This window comes from Priestia veravalensis (assembly GCF_001457055.1).
Classification (GTDB): domain Bacteria; phylum Bacillota; class Bacilli; order Bacillales; family Bacillaceae_H; genus Priestia; species Priestia flexa.
The window spans coordinates 1-17,848 of sequence record NZ_KQ758694.1 but is presented as its reverse complement, the minus strand read 5'-3'; the positions used below and the strand labels follow the sequence as shown (position 1 = coordinate 17,848).

Genomic DNA, 17,848 nt, shown 5'->3' with positions numbered 1-17,848 from the left:
CTGAAGCAGCACTTGACTATTAAAAAGTTCTACGCACAAAGCGAACAAGGCGTGCATAATCAGGTGTACATCGCGATGATTGTCTATTGCCTGCATGTACTGGCACAACTGAACACGAATAGTTCGAGAACGTACTTACAAATTAGTCGTTTACTGAAGGCAGCTCCATGGAAATCCGCTCACTTATGGCTACGAAAAATCGCAGGAAAAGCGGTCCCATAAAGGGTTTCCCGCCTCTGTCACACTCGTCAACAGTTATAGTAAAAAAATGGATGTTTACTACCTCTGTTCAAGAGTATTCGTTTTTCTTTATAAAAGGAAAAATAAGAAAACAGAAAATTCGGTTAAAATTTATGCGACGCTAGTGAATTAAATTGTATTTAAAAAAGATTGAACGAATGGTATAGCAGCACCTATAGGAACTCCATTTTCAGGCGAACGGCTAATATGAATAAAGGCCTCATTACTTGGAAATGGGGTTTTATCATAAATTTTTTTGTGAAGAAATTCAATGTCTTTTTCTTTTAAGTAAGGAGATATATGTCCACCTAGAATAAACTCTCTGTTAATAACAAGATGAATATTATTGATTGAAAATGCTAAAACATCTAAAAATGAAGTCCACCTCTCTTGATAGGAAGTGTTCCCAGATCGTAATTCTTTAAAGAAGAATTCTAGTGATTCATCTTCTTCTAACAGGGCACTAACAGAACAAAATGTTTCCATACACCCTTTTTTTCCACAGTAACATGGGTCTCCATGAGGGTCGATCGTCATATGTTCTACCGTACCGCTATGCCCTTCTCTTCCCATATAAATTTGATTATTTATAACAAGAGCCCCCCCAAGATGGGTACCTATTGACAAATAGATAATGTCTCCAATATCATTTCTAATCCACAGTTCTGTAGTAGCTGCACACTTTGCATCATGGAAAAACACACAAGGATAATCTAGATGCTGTGAAAATACCTGAATATCTAAACCTGTACAGTTTAATATTTTTCCATATGTAATACTCTTACCATCAGTTGATGTTAAAGCTTGTACTGCAAAACCAATACCAAGAACTTGCTCTTTTTCCACATTAAGAGACGAGATAAAATCATCTACAGCATCGCTAACTTCTTTGAAATAACGGTCTGTATTTGAATATTTGATTGATAGTTTCGTTTTTTTAAATGTAATACCAAGCAAATCAATTGCTAAAATGCAAACTGTCTTTTTGAGAATTTCAACACCAATACTAATACGAGCCTGTGGGCATATTGCATAAGCAACTGCACGTCTACCAACAGAGGATTCAAACTGTCCACTCTTTTCAATTAATTTTTCCTTTTCCAAACGAACTAAATTCTGGGTTACAGTTGGTAAACTCAGATGAAGTTGGTTCGCAATTTCTTGTTTGGAGAGTCTCTCGTTTTGATAAATAAGGTGGTAGATCGCCGAGTAATTACTTTTCTTTATATCTTTAAATGTAATGTTATTATCCATGAAAGAACCTCATTATATAAAAAAATTTTATAAAATTTCTTCTTTTAACTTCAATTAAAATATATCACAGAAGCTGATGCAATAACAACTTTCGCAAAGTAAGTGAAGGGTAAATTTACCTTTTTCTATTTCTTTATATTGACTCATACATAAAAAGGATATATTATATAAAGTAGTTTTATAAATTTATTTTATAAAACTACTTTATTTAAAGTGGGGGAATTAAATATGGGGATCATTGAAAAAATGAGATTAGATGAAAAGAAAATTTTTGTCACAGGTGGAGCAAGAGGTATTGGAAAGAGTGTTGCAATCGCTTTTGCTGAAGCAGGAGCCGATGTAGCAATTGTGGATCTGGATTTTGAAGCAGCTCAAAAAACCGCAGCTGAGTTAAAAGAACATCATGAGGTTGAAACGATTGCAATTGAAGCCGATGTCACAAAACCAGAAGATGTAGATAACATGATTGAAAAAATACTTAACGTTTTTGGTCGTATAGATGTTGCCTTCTGTAATGCTGGAATCTGTATGAATGTACCTGCAGAAGAAATGACTTTTAATCAGTGGAAAAAGGTCATTGATATTAATCTAACTGGTGTGTTTTTAACAGCTCAAGCAGCTGGAAAAATAATGTTAAAGCAAGGTGGCGGTTCTATTATTAATACGGCTTCTATGTCAGGCCACATTGTGAACGTACCTCAGCCCCAGTGTTCTTATAATGCTTCTAAAGCAGGAGTAATTCAGTTGACAAAATCTCTGGCAGTAGAATGGGCTACAAGAAATGTACGTGTAAATTGTATTAGCCCAGGCTATATGGGTACAGAACTTACATTAAATTCTCCAAGTTTGCTGCCATTAATCGAGCAATGGAATCAAATGGCTCCCCTTAAGAGAATGGGAAGACCAGAAGAACTTCAATCTATATGTGTCTATCTTGCTGGAGATACTAGCAGCTTCACCACAGGAGCAGACTTTGTAGTAGATGGTGCTTTTACTTGTATTTAATAGACTAACAGATTCTAATTTTCAAGATTGGAGGGCTATATATGCATTATTTACTCGGTACAGATATTGGAACATCCGGTACCAAGACAATTTTAATGGATACAGAAGGTAATCTAATTGCCCAAGACTTACAGGAATATGATGTATTAACCCCAAAGCCATTATGGGCTGAACAATGGCCTGAAGTATGGCTTCAGGCTACCAAAACTTCTATTAGAAATACAGTGCAGAAATCAGGGATTGCTGCGGAAAAAATAAAAGGAATTGCTATCAGTGGTTTGTATGGTGGTTCTGGTATTCCTTTGGATGAAAATATGGAACCGGTGAGACCTTGTATGATTTGGATGGATCGTAGAGCAGAAGAAGAAACAAAATGGGTTTTAGATAATATTGGAGAAAAAAGACTTTTAGAAATTACTCACAATGGAGCTGATCCCTATTATGGTTATACCAAAATCTTATGGATGAAAAAGCATGAACCAGAAAACTGGAAAAAGACAAAGCTGTTTTTGCCCCCAAATGATTACGTTATTTATAAACTAACAGGGAAAATTGCGATTGATTATTCTTCTGCAGGAAATATCGGCGGTATTTTTGATATGAACAATAGAAGCTGGTCTAAAGAAATGATGGAAGAGATGGGTATTCCTCTGTCAATGATGCCAGAGAAGATTGTAGAATCAACAGACATTGTCGGTAGATTAACGAAAGAAGCTGCAGTTGAATTAGGGCTTTCCGAAGGAATGCCTGTGATAGCAAGTGGTATTGATTGCGGTGCTGCAAACATTGGACTTGGGGTATTTGAACCAGGTGTTTATGCAGCAGCGATCGGAACTTCAATGTGTGCAGCATTGGTTTCAGACAAACCAGTGAAAGGAAAAGATCTGATTGTTTGGCCATATCTATACGACGCAAAAAGGCTTTCTTATTATTTTGCTGGTGGTGCTACCGCAGGGGCGATTGTAAAATGGTTTCGTCAAACAATGTGCCAATTTGAAGTTGAAGTGGAAAAATCCGGTGGAAAGAATGCCTATGATGTATTAAATGAACAAGCAGAAACCATTCCTGTTGGTAGTGAAGGCCTAATTGTACTTCCTTACTTTATGGGAGAAAGAAGTCCTGTTTGGGATTCAGATGCAAAGGGGACGATTGTGGGACTTTCATTAGCCCATACAAAAGCTCATATTTACCGTGCATTTTTGGAAGCGGTCGCATTTTCTTTGCGAGATGCAATGGAAGCGACTGGAGAAAATTTGGGTAAATCTATCCTGCTTGCTGGGGGAGTAACAAAATCAAAATTGTGGAGACAAATCTTTGCTGATGTAACTGGCTATCCGATTGTTTGTCCAATACATGATGTAGAGGCAAATATGGGAGATGTCATGCTAGCTGGAATTGGAACAGGGCTGTTATCTTATGAAGATGTGAAACAATGGCAAGTGTTAGATGAAAAAATCATGCCAAATAAGAAGAGTCATGAGAAGTATAATGACTATTACAAGGTTTACAAATCTATATACAATAATTTAAAAAATGATATGAGAACGCTAACAAGGCTTTCATTCGAAAACTATGAAGATCCTATACTACAAAAAACAATTTAAAATTGTGGGGTAATACACATGGATAAATGGAAAAAGAGAATTGGATATGGTGTTGGCGATTTAGGATGCAATTTGGTATTTAGCACAATGGCATCTTACCTTTTGTTTTTTTATACCGATGTTTTTGGAATAACAGCCGCAGTGGCCGGTACTTTAATGTTAGTAACAAAAATAATTGATGCTTTTGCAGATATTGGGATGGGGGTGTTGGTTGATAGAACGCATACGAAATGGGGTCAAGGAAGACCCTATTTCCTGATAGGAGCTATTCCTTTTGCTCTATTTACTATAGTGACTTTTATTGTTCCTGATTTCAATATGATGGGGAAAATTATTTGGGCCTATGCCACTTATTGTTTGTTGAACATTGCTTATACAGTGGTAAATATACCACTGAATACAATTGTACCAAGGTTAACTTCAGATAACCATGAACGAAATTGGTTAGTGTCGACAAGAATGATTTGTGCATTGATTGGAACTGCTTTAGTAATGTCCATTACAACGCCACTAGTAAAATTTTTCGGACATGGAGATCCACAAAAAGGATTTTTAATTACGATGAGCATTTATGCCATTGCAGCAATGTTAATATTTGTGTTCACTTTTATGAATACGAAAGAGGTTGTTCCACCGTCGACTCAACCAGGGAAATCCTCTTTTAAACAAGATTTTAAAGGGTTAACGGACCAAGCATTTATTTTTTTTATTGTGAATTTTCTCTATTTCGCCCTTTTTGTCATAAGAAATACGACTGTAATCTATTACTTTACGTATAATCTTGGACATGAAGGCTGGTTAACTTTCGTTGGTCTATTCGGAATTCTATCAGGGCTACCCATGTTAATTATTTTACCTTGGCTTCAAAAAAAGATGACAAAGAAGAATGTATTGCTTATGAGTACTGCCATTTATATTATCGGAGATTTAGTAATATATCTCGGAAAATCTTCCCCTTTTTTACTCATAGCAGGACTAGCGATAACCGGACTCGGAATTTATGGTATCTTTGGCATCACATTTGCGATTCAACCAGACATTATCGATTATTCAGAGTACAAAAATCATAGAAGTATTGCGGGTATGATTGCTGCTTTTCAAGGTTTTTTTGTAAAAGTAAGTCTCGGACTGGGAAGTGCGTTCGTAGGAGTTATTCTAAAAATGGGTGGTTATGTGCCAAATGCTATACAAAGTTCAACCACTTTAACCTATATTGAACTTGTTTTTATATGGGTACCCTTGGCTATTTGTTTACTTATCGGAATAACAATGTGGTTTTATAACCTCGATGCTAAGCGTGCAGCAATGGATGTTGAACTTGAGCGTCGACGCTCATTAACTAACGAAAAAGTTATAAATCTTTAATAGAACACATTCATTGAAATCAGGATAAACAGGGCTGAAAAAATTTTATAGAAGTAGCGATCAACCTATGTTAATTGGGATTAATTTAACAAAATAAGATTTAATTCAATAGAGAGCTATATAGAACTTAATCAGGGTCTCTTATTTTCCGAAATATAGACAAATAATTGAAAGCGTTTTAAAAATTATTTAATAGCTTTCTTGAACCGGATTTAAAAAGAGTTTTTATATAAAAAGCTTTGCGAAATATGGTATGTTTCTCTTATGGTAGACAAGTAAAAGAAAGCAATCTATTCTGTATACTACCGAGGGGATTTTTATGAGGAAAAAGAGAAGAACCATTCGGGAGGAATATTGCGCTATTGATTGAATAGGCTTAGTATTCATTTTAGAGCTCACTTTTTATAAGTGAGCTTCTTTACTTTCGATAACATGAATTATGGTGACTTGAATTTAATGAAAATCCATCAATAATCAGTTCTATATAAATTAGTTAAGGAATTAGTCTCAATTTTAATAATAAGGATACTCATCCCTGTTCATAATAATAGAATCCCAAAACCAGTATATAACTGCTGCGCTTACTGCAAATGCCAAGATGACACCATGATTGTTAATTGGAGTAGACCAATTTCCTTTAAGCTTATAGGAAACATAAAGAAATAGAGTAGCTATCAAACAGTAAATTAACAAGTAGAGGATATTAAATTTCTTAGGCCATTTATTTAACAATACTTGTAGTGGTACTGCTATTAGAGAATAAGGAATTAGCGTGATAAGTGAAAGTCTCCTTAAATGTCACCGATTGAGCATCTCCTTTTTGTCTACAATAAAGAATTTACTGTTACTATAATATATGAGCGATAAGTAAACACTGCTTACAGTAAATAATGTTAAACCCGACATAAAATCATAGATCAGTCTTGAGGCAAGTTAAGAAGGTGATTGTAGGAAGTAAAGAGAAGAAAATAGTATGGACACTATAAATAAAAAAAGAGATAGAATGAGATTTTATATACAGTTAGCCATTCGTCTTTTGACGGATGGCTTTTACTATGGTTTTTTTATTTATAATAGACTATAAAATTATTATGTAAACTTATCTAATCATACACAAACAATCATAATACATGTATAATGGAACAAGTGAATTGGAGGTATACATAAAATGAAATCACTTGTATTAGCAGAAAAGCCAAGCGTTGCGCGAGATTTAGCACGTGTACTTGGCTGCACTCAAACGAAAAAAGGCTATATTGAAGGACCTGAATATGTCGTAACATGGGCATTAGGTCATTTGGTTGAATTGCAAACACCAGAAGATTATGATAATCAATATAAAACGTGGCGAATGGAAGATTTACCGATTATGCCAGAGAAAATGAAACTGAAGGTGATTAAAAAAACAAGCCCACAGTTTCGAACAGTTTCTCAACTGGCTAAACGTAGCGACATCAAAGAGTTAATTATTGCAACAGATGCAGGGCGCGAAGGAGAGCTTGTTGCGAGATGGATCATGGAAAAAGTAAGATGGAACAAGCCATTTAGACGCTTGTGGATTTCATCTCAAACAGATAAAGCGATTAAGCAAGGGTTTCGAGAACTAAAGCCTGGAAAAGAGTTTAATCGCCTGTATGATTCAGCTGTTTGTCGCTCAGAAGCAGATTGGCTAATTGGCCTCAACGTTACCCGTGCGCTAACAACAAAGTATGAAGAGCCTTTATCAGCAGGAAGGGTACAAACTCCAACTCTAGCCATGATTATCGAAAAGGAACAGCAAATTCAAGCATTCAAGCCGCAGCCGTACTGGACGTTAACCGCAGTTTTACCTGGGTTTGAAGCAAAGTGGCAAGGCGGCCAAGAAAAGCGCATTTTTAATGAAGAAAAAGCAAAAGAACTTCGTGATAAACTTGCGGGTGAAGCCATAATTAAGCATGTCAAAAAGAAAGTAATGAAAGAAGCACAGCCTCTTCCATACGATTTAAATGAACTGCAGCGAGATGCTAACAAGCGCTTCGGATTTTCAGCTAAAAAGACGTTAAACGTGTTACAAAAATTATATGAGCAACACAAGCTCGTAACCTACCCACGAACAGATTCTCGCTACCTCACAACGGATATGGTTGGAACGATGAAAGAGCGATTAGAAGCCGTATCAGGTGCCTATAAAGAAGAAGTGAGGCCACTGATTGCTAAAAATGCACAGCTGCCAAAACGCGTAGTGAACAATGAAAAAGTCAGCGATCACCATGCGATTATCGTAACCGACCAGCCTGTCTTCTTGCAGGATTTATCTTCGGATGAGCGCAAACTGTATGATTTAATTGCTAAGCGCTTCATGGCACTATTTTACCCTGCGTACGAATTTGAAACGGTAAAAGTAGAGCTTGAAGCGAATGGAGAGCAGCTTGTAGCACAAGGAAAACGAGTGATAAACCTTGGATTTAAACAAGTAACTAATAGTGATTTAGAAGAGGCATCGTTACCTCATTTACAAGAAGGCGCTGCTTTATCCATTAAATCGGTTGAAATGAAGCATGCTTTAACAGAACCACCTCTTCGTCATTCAGAAGCGGATTTACTTGCTCAAATGGAAAAGCATAATCTTGGAACGCCAGCAACTCGTGCTGATATTATTGAGAAGCTATTACAAAATGAGTCCATTGATCGACAAAATAACCGTCTGCATCCGACGCCAAAAGGAAAGCAGCTTATTTCGCTTGTAGCAGATGAACTAAAATCACCTGATTTAACAGCCAAATGGGAACGAGAGCTAGAAGCAATTGCAAAAGGAAAAGGAAACGCAAAAGAATTTTTAGCTAACATTCGCAAGCAAACAGCAAAGCTTGTGCAGCAGGTAAAAACGAGTGAAGAAACGTATAAGCCTCATAACTTAACAGGATCAAAATGTCCAGAATGTGGCTCATTCTTAAAAGAGAAAAAGACAAAGCAAGGGAGAGTACTTGTTTGCTCTAGCCTTGAATGTAGCTACCGACGTTCTAAAGATCCAAAGTTATCCAATCGTCGCTGTCCACAGTGCCATAAAAAGATGGAAATTCACGACGGAAAAGCAGGTAAGTATTTCCAATGTCGTCAGTGTCAAGTTGTTGAAAAAGCAGAAGACAAAAAGAAAAAAATGACGAAGCGAGAAGAAAGAAAACTGCTTAATAAATACAGTGACGACAGTGACTTTGGCTCAAGCTTAGGGGATGCATTAAAGCAAGCGCTGAAGAAAAAAGAGTGACAAGAAAGAAGGAGCTAGATTTTTCTAGCCCTTTTTTTGTTGGTTTTTGGTATAATTTAACTTAACCCTAACAGTAAAGGAGATAGAATGAGAAAACAAAAGAAAAAAGAAGATATGATGTCCAAGGTAATTGCGATTTCATTCGTTACGCTAATTATCATCGTAGCGCTTGTTGTTATCGCAGGAGTATACTTTTTTGGTCTCTTAGGCATATTTAAATTTGTGGGAGTTACGTATACAACAACAGGTGCTTTTTTATGGTTTGTTTTGCTTGTACTGATTGTTGGAAGCATAGTAGATTTACTTTCTAGAGCGCTGATTTCACTATTTAAACCCTTCGCTACATCAGCTTTAAGCCGCTTCATTTTAATTGCCACTATCGACATTTGGTTCTCTTGGTTTGCTGTTTACACAGCGGATACATTCGTTAAAGGAATTACGCTATCCTTTGGTGCTGAATTTATCTTAGCTTCCATTTTGTTTATCATTGATTATGGGCTCGACCTCAAGGTTGGGAGCGTAAAAGTAAAGATTGAAAACAATACATAAAATCTTGTGATTAAAAAAGTCGCTAGCGGCTTTTTTAGCGAGTTCAAAACCAACTGGCCTATGCGTATAATAGATTCATGAAGTAAAAAGGAGAGGGCAGCGTGAGAAAATTTGCAATAAGTGATATTCACGGCAGTTATTATGAAATGATGCGTTTATTAGAGGCGGTGAAATTTAACCCAAACATAGATCAGCTCGTAATCGTAGGAGATATGATTAATCGTGGTCCCTATAGCGGTGAAGTTTTAAAAGAAATAAAAAGATTAAATGAAGCGTATGAACACGTTCACGTCACAATCGGAAATCATGAAGAAATGATGCTTTGGTATATTGAAGGTAAAAATCCGATGTGGTCGCAGTTTGGTGGGCAACGTTCTTCGAGCACCATTATTGAAGCATTTGGGAAACAGGGTATTGATGAAGCCATTCAGTGGGTAAAAGACCTACCTCTTATTTTTGAAGATAATGAATACGTTTATGCGCATGCTGGCTTTCAACTACCTTATAAAACTGCTTTTATTAATAGAAGCAACTTGTGGTTACCCCGCAAAGAGTTTTATCAAACGCCAATTAATCGCCTCCTGCAAGAAACAAACGGTAAACCTGTTGTCCACGGACATACGCCGGCACCGAACGTAGCGTTTGACGGGGCGAGAATTGGAATCGACCTCGGAGCTCAGGTTGTGAGCAAAGGGAGATTAGCATGTGTAGAATTAACAACTTCAAGCGTTTGGGAATATGATTTCACATTGAAAACGATTAAGGAAAAACAGGTAAAAAGACGCGACTACTAGTCGCGTCTTTTTAATTATGCACTTTTACTGGCCACGACTAAAACGCGACCCTTGTCCAATTCTTCTTCATACTTTTCAGCCTCTACTTGAGATAACCCAAGCGATTCCATTTTTGAACGAAGCTCATCTCCTCGTGAACGGAAAATGTTTGCGACTGAATCAGTTAGTCCTTGTTCTGATAATCCAATGTTGTTTACATCCGTTGCGTCTGTTAAATGCTTGGAGCGTTCTTTGTGATGTGCGAGCAAATAAACTTCATCTTTCGTATATCCACTTCGTAAGAATTGATCAATCGTTTCTTTTGCCTGAACACCATTTTCGACTACTTTTACGTTTGTCATTTGTAAAACCTCCTAGTTTTAGTACGTGCAACGTGCTAATGGTTAAGTTCATTCGTTCTTTAAGGAGAATATCAATCTCCTTGCTATGTATATAGACGTTTTGGAGAAAGTTAAACCAAAAATGTCGAAAAAATTTACACATGTGAATTTAAGAACCTGGAGGAGTGTAGCTTGGCGGTTTTTTAACCAGCCTTTTTCCCGCTGTGTTTCTTTTACCTTAAAGCCAAAGGCAACCTTTTCACTATGAAACTTTAGCCAGAGCATACCAACATCATTACGGATGGATTGACTAATGTTTGTACTGCACATAATGATGTTCGAAGCAACAGATTCTGACATTAAATTAGCAATTTCAGAATCTGTTGCGCGTACAACCAGAGGTATTTGGTGAGGATCAGATTTTGGTTTTGGAGCTGGAATATCAGAAAGTGGTATCCCTTCTTGTAGCATGAATTCCTTGAGCTTATCTCGCTGAGTCAAAGCTAACAGTTTTGATTCATGAGCAAGTTCTAATAGCGTTTTATCTGTTGTTGTATGTAAAGACGTTTCAACGGCCGGTATTTCTTCGGTAAGCGTAGTAAAATAAAGCCAGCATCCCATAGCTTCTCCTATATGTAATGGTTCGTGCTTGTTGGTGTTAATTGTTTTTAAATACGTTGTTAATGCTTCAATAGTGTGAATCAATGCAATCAATTATTTTGCATTTTTTGTATATTTAAATTATTTCCTTTTTAAGAAATAATACTCACTTTGTCTAAAGAAACAAAAGATTTTCTAGGAACTCCTAGTACTTTTTGATAAAATGAATCCATTACCCACAAGATAATTTCTTCGCTTATTCCCCGATATGTATTTTGTAAGGAGGAGTTTCTTTGTTATTTGAAAAAGCGTTATCACAGTTGAAAACTTATTTTGGCTACGACAGCTTCCGCCAAGGGCAAGAGCAGACGATACGTCATATTTTAGAAGGTCATAATACCGCTTGTATCATGCCTACAGGTGGAGGGAAGTCCATTTGTTATCAAATCCCATCACTTTTATTAGAAGGAACAACAATCGTTATTTCGCCACTGATTTCCCTAATGAAGGATCAGGTGGACGCGCTGAATGAAGCTGGAATATCAGCAACGTATATTAACAGCTCACTCACATCGTCAGAAGTGGAAGAGAGATTAGAAGAAGTTTCTCTTGGTGTGTATAAACTTTTATACATAGCACCGGAACGCCTAGAGTCACCGTTTTTCTTTGAGCAACTTAAATCGTTACCTATCCCTTTAATCGCGGTTGATGAAGCACACTGTATTTCACAGTGGGGCCATGATTTTAGGCCTAGCTATCTACGAATTAGCAGCTTAATTTCCGAGCTACCGAGCAAGCCAATAGTGGTTGGGCTGACGGCTACTGCTACGCCTCAGGTTCGAGAAGATATTTGTACAGCTTTACAAATTCAGGAACAAAATACGGTCATGACAGGGTTTGAGCGTTCTAATCTGTCGTTTACCGTTGTTAAAGGGCAAGACCGTCTATCTTATATCGATGAGTATGTAAAGAAAAATGAGCAAGAAGCTGGTATTATCTATGCCGCAACGCGCCAAGAAGTGGACAGTTTACATGAACATTTGCAAAGCTTAGGTATACAAGTGGGGAAATATCACGCTGGAATGAGTGCATCAAGTCGAGATCATGAGCAAAACCGCTTTTTACAGGATGACGTAACCCTTATGGTTGCTACCTCTGCTTTCGGAATGGGAATTGACAAGTCCAATATTCGTTTCGTCATTCACTATCAGCTTCCAAAAAACATGGAAAGCTATTATCAAGAAGCGGGTCGCGCAGGGCGAGATGGTTTGCCGAGTGAGTGTATAGTTTTATATTCGGCTCAGGATATTCGCGTTCAGCGCTTTTTAATTGAGCAGTCAACTAACCATTCAGGAAAGCTTGTTCAAGATCTGGAGAAGCTACAGCAAATGGTAAATTATTGTCACACAGAAGAATGTTTGCAGGCATACATTTTACACTACTTTGGTGAAGAGGAAGCTCATGCTTGCGGTCGCTGTAGCAACTGTACAGATACTCGTACAGCTGTTGATGTAACGGTTGATACACAAAAGGTTTTATCTTGTATGATTCGAATGGGAGAGCGTTTTGGTAAGACAATGATTGCTCAAGTATTAACGGGTTCTAAAAACAAAAAGATTCTAGACTTTCGCTTTGACCAACTCTCTACCTATGGAGTAATGAGCAAGCAGTCGTTAAAAGAAGTAAGTGAGTTTATCGAATTTCTTATTTCAGAGCAGTATATTTTGGTTGGACAAGGGTCTTTTCCAACTCTTTCTGTCGCAGCTAAGGGAAAAGGGGTACTTCTTGGTGAAGAAAAAGTAATGAGAAAAGAACAAATTCAAGTGAATCAGCTTGTGCAGGATGATGAGCTGTTTATGCACCTGCGCGCTTTACGAAAAGAAATAGCCGAGCTTGAAAACGTTCCTCCTTTTGTTATTTTTTCAGACGATACGCTTCGGGATATGTGTGCAAAGCTTCCTGAGACTGTATCTGAGTTTGAGAATGTAAAAGGAGTAGGTTCCCAAAAGCTCGATAAGTATGGAGATCGCTTTATTAAAGCGATTGTGAGCTTTTGCGCTGAACACCCTGACCGGGAGAGGCAGATCATTGAAGTACAGAGGGAAAAAAAAGCAAAAAGTGCATCTAAGCAAGGGTCTCATCTAGAGTCTTATCAAATGTGGAGAGAGGGTTCCTCCATTCAAGAGATTGCAGCAAAGCGAGAATTAAGTACGCAAACAGTTGAAAATCATTTATTTAAATGTGCCGAAGAAGGTTACGAAATAGATTGGCATACCATTTTAACAACTAAACAGCAAGAGCTTGTCAACGAAGCGGTTGAATTGGTCGGAGATGATAAGCTAAAGCCAATTAAAGAAGCCGTACCTGAAGAGGTTACGTATTTTATGATCAAGGTCGCTTTATTTTTGCGTCGTATGAACAAAGAAGAGAGACTGAGACATAAGTAGTTCAGCCCCTACTATACCTGAACGATTGAGAGTTCACAACTTTTAATCGTTCGGGCTTTTTGTTGATTGGGAAAAACCGTTTGGAAAGCGAGTGGCCGTAGCGCAATGGAACGAACGTGTTCAGAAAAACTAAAGAGATGGGAACAGCTATTGTTCGTCTTTTAGAAGCAATCATTTTGTTATGTCCCAAACTCTTTTACATGTAGTGCTTTGCCACAGACGTTGACCAACTTCCAATCGTTATTTTTTTGATATAATTCTATGTCGAATGTGTGAACTTTTTGTTATAATGGATAGGCGTTGAATAGGAAAAGCTGTACCAGATAATAAAAAGTAGTATTAAAATAAAAACGTTTACTTGTTTTTTAGAAATATGTAAGCTGTGTATGGTCGCTTTCTACAATTATCAACTAGAAAGAGAAAGGTGACATGTTCACTTTTAAAATGAAAGGAAGAGGATGATGAGTCAAACGAGTTACGCTCAACCTAAAAGACCGCTAAAAACAGTACTGTGGCAGTTAACTCGTCCCCATACATTAACAGCTTCGTTTGTACCGGTGTTAATTGGAACAGTGATGGCAATGTATGTTGGACAAGTTGATGTATGGTTATTTTTAGCCATGCTTTTTGCGTGTTTGTTTATTCAAATCGCGACGAACTTATTTAATGAATACTATGATTTTAAAAGAGGGCTAGATACGGAAGACTCAGTAGGGATTGGCGGTGCCATTGTGCGCGATGGAATGAAGCCGAAAACCGTGTTGCAGCTTGCCTTAGCTTGCTATGGACTTTCTTTATTATTAGGTGTTTACATCTGTATGAGCAGTACATGGTGGTTAGCGCTTGTCGGACTATTCGGTATGGCAATTGGGTATTTATATACAGGAGGACCACTGCCGATTGCTTATACACCTTTTGGAGAGCTGTTTGCGGGTGTATGTATGGGGGCTCTGTTTATTTTAATTTCTTTTTATATTCAAACGGACTTCATAACGACAGAAAGTATTCTTGTTTCAATTCCTATTGCTTTTTTAGTTGGGGCAATTAACTTATCAAATAATATTCGTGATATCGAAGAAGACACAAAAGGCGGACGTAAAACGCTAGCCATTTTACTAGGCGAAAAGAAAGCAGTTTATTTTCTTGGATTTTTATTTGTTATTTCATATATTTGGATTGTTGTTCTTGTCATAACAGGAGTGGTTGGTGCATTTGCGCTGTTAGTTTTCTTAAGTATCCCAAAACCAATTAGAGCTATTAAAGGATTTGTGTCGGGTACGCCACCGATGAATATGATTGTTGCAATGAAATCTACTGCGCAAACAAATACATTCTTCGGACTATTGTTGTCAGTTGGATTGTTTATTAGCTATTACTTATAAAAAAACCACGCTTAACGCGTGGTTTTTTTATACTTTTTGTAAGTATTCTTGGAGATAGGAGATAAAGTGGTTACGATCTTCCATCGTTGAAAACTGCGCCTGCGCTTGGTTTATACCTCCGCCACCTTTTCCATTAAATCGATTAAGATGCTCTTTAAAGAGGTTTCCGCTGTGAATTCTATCGGTACTATGTGCTAATATAACTTTTGGTTCTAAAGAGGAGGAGAAAATACCAATCATATTCTCAGTTTGAAGCAGCTGCTTAATAATAGCTTGTCCATCCTTTAACGTTTTATCTTCAAATTCATGAACTAAAACAATACCTTGCTTTTTATCAAGAAGAGATTGAGCTAAATAATGAGCATTTTCAGATTTTAGTACTTCGTTTTGTTTGCTAAGTATTTTGAAATCAGCTTCTAGTTTTTGTAATCTCTCTAAGATAAGCTCACTTTTTGTACTAAAATGGTGGCTGACGTGAGAAAGAATGCGGTGAGTTTGTTCATAATCTTTTAGCGCTCTCATGCCGCATTTGAAAAATAATCGAATTTGTCCTCGCTGTTTTTCAGTTTTCAATAGCTTAATAATACCTAGCTCTCCCGTGCTTCTTACGTGGGTTCCGCAGCACGCTGAAGTATCTAGCGTATCAATCTCGACGATTCGAATTTGCTCATCCTCTAAATCAGGCATTTTACGAAGAGAAAGAGTTGATAACTGATCTTGTGATACATAATATGTGCTTAACGGTTTATTCGCATAAATGGCTTTATTTACTGTTTGTTCAATTTCTATTAACGTATCTTCATTAATGGAAGAAACATTTACATCAATTGAAGCGATATCTTTGCCTAAATGAAAACTTACAGTATGTATGTTAAACACATCGCTTAAGATTGCTGAGAGCAAATGTTGCCCTGTATGTTGCTGCATATGATCAAAGCGACGGTTCCAATTAATCTCACACTCTACTCGAGTATTTACTTCTAATAATGTGTCAATTTCGTGGAAGACGGAATGATCTTTTTCCACGACATCTAATACTTTATGACCTGCGATAGTACCAGTATCAGATGGTTGACCACCACCTTCAGGATAAAAAGCAGTTTTGTTTAGCTCAACGTAATAATGATTGTTGCTTTCAAATGCAGATAAAATAGAAGCAGTCCACTTTGTTGTATAAGGGGACGTATAATAAATTCTTTCAATCATTTTGTCATCTCCTGTAAAGAAAAATTCAGTATCTAATTCTTATCCTAACAGAAAGTAAAGAGCAATGATAAAAAAATCTCCATCAACCTGTGATGGAGAAAAGATTTGTTTACATATGTGAAGGAGGAAGTGTATGAGAAGAAGGGCGTAAGTTTTTTGGAAGTGTATTATGAATATAAAAAGGAGCAGGGTTTAAGTTAGGTTTACCACCATATGCTTCAGGCTGCTGCACGTATTGAAACGTTCCAAGGCCATCCATACTCGTACCGCTAGCCCACCGTCCTGTCGCGCTTTTTTCACCCTCAGAAAAATTAAACAACACATACGAAACTTCTTGCTTTTCTAATTCTTTCGGGAAGGTACTAGGCACAACAACGTTTTCTTTTGCTTCTAGTTCTTTAATGGCGGCAATCCACTGATTTTGATGCATAGTATCACGGGCGATGAGCCATGAAAGCATATCTTTTACACCGCGATCGTTTGTTGATTCGTACAATCTAACAACTTGTAAGCGACCTTGAGACTCAGCGTTTAAGTTGGCTCTGAAGTCTGCTAATAGATTTCCACTTGCTGCAATATAACCTGCATTCCATTTGTTACCCATGCTGTCAACTGGCATCGCACCAAGCCCTGAAACAATCGTATGCTGAACGTTCATACCTCCAAGGATAGCTCCAATAACAGGGTCTTGTGCAGCTTTTTCAAGATCTCCTACTGGTGCGCCTTCTAGCAGCCTAGCAATCATAGTGGCGAGCATTTCAATGTGAGCTAACTCCTCTGTTCCAGTATCCATTAACAAATCTTTGTACTTACCGTTTCCTCGAACGTTCCAACCTTGAAACAGATACTGCATGGCAACTGAAATCTCGCCAAACTGTCCACCTAAAACTTCTTGCAGCTGTCTGGCAAAAACGGGATCAGGACGGTCGGGTTTCGAAAGATATTGGAGTTCTTTTTTATGAAAAAACAATGACAACATCCTTTCTTTTTGAATTCACTTTACAATCTATGTAAAAAAAACTGAAACATAACTACATTTGAAACGTATGTAATAGTACCAGCTGTTTATGAACCTATAATATAGGGTAAAAGCAGTAGGAATAGTAAAGGAGTGAATCATATGGGTTTACTAGATGGTTTAATGGGCAATGCATCTGAAGTGAGCGTGTCCTCAGTAGAAAAAGATTTGCGAGACATTTTGGTACAGGGAGAACAGGTAGAGCATGCGTTTAAACTGATCCGAGATATCTTTGTTTTTTCAAACAAGCGATTAATTTTAATTGATAAGCAAGGTGTAACTGGCAAGAAAACCAGCTATCATTCCATTCCATATAGAAATATTACGCACTTTAGCGTCGAAACGGCTGGAACATTTGATTTAGACGCAGAACTTGTTATCTGGGTTTCAAGCTCAACGGCTCCAATCGTAAAAGAGTTTCGTAAAGACAAAAATATTTATGAGGTGCAAAAAGCACTTGCTACGTATGTATTATGACAAAAACAAAGGGGCTGTCCAAAAAGTCAGTAAAAGCTGATTTTTTGACAGCCCTCTTTCTGGATTTTTTTTGAAAAAATACACAAAAAAATCGTCCTATCTAGTAAAATGAAAGTTACCACACCAACATTTCAAGAAAGGGACGATTTTTTATGTGCAATCATTATAACACGCAATTGACTCTTCTTCCAGAGACAGAGGAAAAAAAGACTTCTAAAAGACAATTAGCCCCTACTTTCAAACCCTATGACAATCGTCAAATTCAAGCAATCTTTGATATTGAAGCACTCATACCAGAACATCATGTGGCACGTGTGGTGGATGAAATGGTAGAGGCTGTTCC

At 37.3% G+C, this 17,848-nt stretch carries 16 protein-coding genes and 1 pseudogene; 11 read left to right on the top strand and 6 right to left on the bottom strand.

Translation table 11 applies throughout. From position 1 onward, the window contains the following. Positions 1–222 (top strand): annotated as a pseudogene (locus AS180_RS21845) (IS4 family transposase); the annotation flags it as partial. Positions 223–369: 147 nt separating this feature from the next. Here AS180_RS21845 and AS180_RS18160 read toward each other — a convergent pair. Beyond that, positions 370–1,494, bottom strand: a complete 1,125-nt coding sequence (locus AS180_RS18160; RefSeq protein WP_062687257.1) for an ROK family transcriptional regulator — start codon at positions 1,492–1,494, stop codon at positions 370–372. Between the two features lie 228 nt (positions 1,495–1,722). Here AS180_RS18160 and AS180_RS18155 point away from each other — a divergent pair, with 228 nt between their 5' ends. From AS180_RS18155 to AS180_RS18145, 3 genes are read left to right on the top strand one after another with little or no spacing between them, the layout of a single operon-like run. Next, positions 1,723–2,499, top strand: coding sequence for an SDR family oxidoreductase (locus AS180_RS18155; RefSeq protein ID WP_025910238.1), 777 nt, complete (start codon positions 1,723–1,725; stop codon positions 2,497–2,499). Between the two features lie 41 nt (positions 2,500–2,540). Next, a complete protein-coding gene (locus AS180_RS18150; RefSeq protein ID WP_025910237.1) occupies positions 2,541–4,103 on the top strand; it encodes an FGGY-family carbohydrate kinase in 1,563 nt (520 codons plus the stop codon). Between the two features lie 18 nt (positions 4,104–4,121). Continuing rightward, a complete protein-coding gene (locus tag AS180_RS18145) occupies positions 4,122–5,468 on the top strand; it encodes an MFS transporter (protein WP_025910235.1) in 1,347 nt (448 codons plus the stop codon). Between the two features lie 513 nt (positions 5,469–5,981). Here AS180_RS18145 and AS180_RS21840 read toward each other — a convergent pair. Beyond that, complete coding sequence (locus tag AS180_RS21840) at positions 5,982–6,200, bottom strand: UPF0715 family protein (RefSeq protein ID WP_231882772.1); 219 nt, start codon at positions 6,198–6,200, stop codon at positions 5,982–5,984. Positions 6,201–6,636: 436 nt separating this feature from the next. Between AS180_RS21840 and AS180_RS18140 the strand changes: the two genes are divergently transcribed. From AS180_RS18140 to AS180_RS18130, 3 genes are all read left to right on the top strand, one after another. Beyond that, positions 6,637–8,712 carry a DNA topoisomerase III gene (locus tag AS180_RS18140; protein ID WP_025910233.1) on the top strand — a complete coding sequence of 692 codons (2,076 nt, stop codon included), beginning with the start codon at positions 6,637–6,639 and terminating at the stop codon, positions 8,710–8,712. Between the two features lie 87 nt (positions 8,713–8,799). After that, positions 8,800–9,261: a YrvL family regulatory protein gene (locus AS180_RS18135; protein ID WP_025910232.1), complete on the top strand. Its 462-nt coding sequence runs from the start codon at positions 8,800–8,802 to the stop codon at positions 9,259–9,261. 101 nt (positions 9,262–9,362) lie between these two features. Continuing rightward, positions 9,363–10,055 carry a metallophosphoesterase gene (locus AS180_RS18130; RefSeq protein WP_025910231.1) on the top strand — a complete coding sequence of 231 codons (693 nt, stop codon included), beginning with the start codon at positions 9,363–9,365 and terminating at the stop codon, positions 10,053–10,055. Between the two features lie 14 nt (positions 10,056–10,069). Here AS180_RS18130 and AS180_RS18125 read toward each other — a convergent pair whose 3' ends face one another. Together AS180_RS18125 and AS180_RS18120 are read right to left on the bottom strand one after the other, a co-directional pair. Continuing rightward, positions 10,070–10,396 carry a YflT domain-containing protein gene (locus AS180_RS18125; RefSeq protein WP_025910230.1) on the bottom strand — a complete coding sequence of 109 codons (327 nt, stop codon included), beginning with the start codon at positions 10,394–10,396 and terminating at the stop codon, positions 10,070–10,072. Positions 10,397–10,444: 48 nt separating this feature from the next. Then, positions 10,445–11,089, bottom strand: coding sequence for a DUF3231 family protein (locus AS180_RS18120; protein WP_226372993.1), 645 nt, complete (start codon positions 11,087–11,089; stop codon positions 10,445–10,447). Between the two features lie 179 nt (positions 11,090–11,268). Between AS180_RS18120 and recQ the strand changes: the two genes are divergently transcribed. Both recQ and AS180_RS18110 read left to right on the top strand, forming a co-directional pair. Further along, positions 11,269–13,422 carry a DNA helicase RecQ gene (gene recQ, locus AS180_RS18115; protein WP_025910229.1) on the top strand — a complete coding sequence of 718 codons (2,154 nt, stop codon included), beginning with the start codon at positions 11,269–11,271 and terminating at the stop codon, positions 13,420–13,422. Between the two features lie 461 nt (positions 13,423–13,883). Further along, complete coding sequence (locus tag AS180_RS18110; protein ID WP_035320879.1) at positions 13,884–14,804, top strand: 1,4-dihydroxy-2-naphthoate polyprenyltransferase; 921 nt, start codon at positions 13,884–13,886, stop codon at positions 14,802–14,804. A 27-nt stretch (positions 14,805–14,831) separates the two neighbouring features. On the opposite strand, the gene AS180_RS18105 is transcribed toward AS180_RS18110, so the two are convergent. Next, positions 14,832–16,010, bottom strand: coding sequence for an alanyl-tRNA editing protein (locus tag AS180_RS18105; RefSeq protein WP_062687256.1), 1,179 nt, complete (start codon positions 16,008–16,010; stop codon positions 14,832–14,834). A 109-nt stretch (positions 16,011–16,119) separates the two neighbouring features. Next, positions 16,120–16,980 (bottom strand): manganese catalase, encoded by an 861-nt coding sequence (locus tag AS180_RS18100; protein ID WP_025910223.1) that lies wholly within the window; start codon positions 16,978–16,980, stop codon positions 16,120–16,122. Positions 16,981–17,130: 150 nt separating this feature from the next. Here AS180_RS18100 and AS180_RS18095 point away from each other — a divergent pair, with 150 nt between their 5' ends. Next, positions 17,131–17,505 carry a PH domain-containing protein gene (locus tag AS180_RS18095; protein ID WP_025910221.1) on the top strand — a complete coding sequence of 125 codons (375 nt, stop codon included), beginning with the start codon at positions 17,131–17,133 and terminating at the stop codon, positions 17,503–17,505. 152 nt (positions 17,506–17,657) lie between these two features. Then, positions 17,658–17,848 (top strand): hypothetical protein (locus tag AS180_RS18090; protein WP_139109190.1); only part of this gene is annotated, 191 nt, incomplete at its 3' end.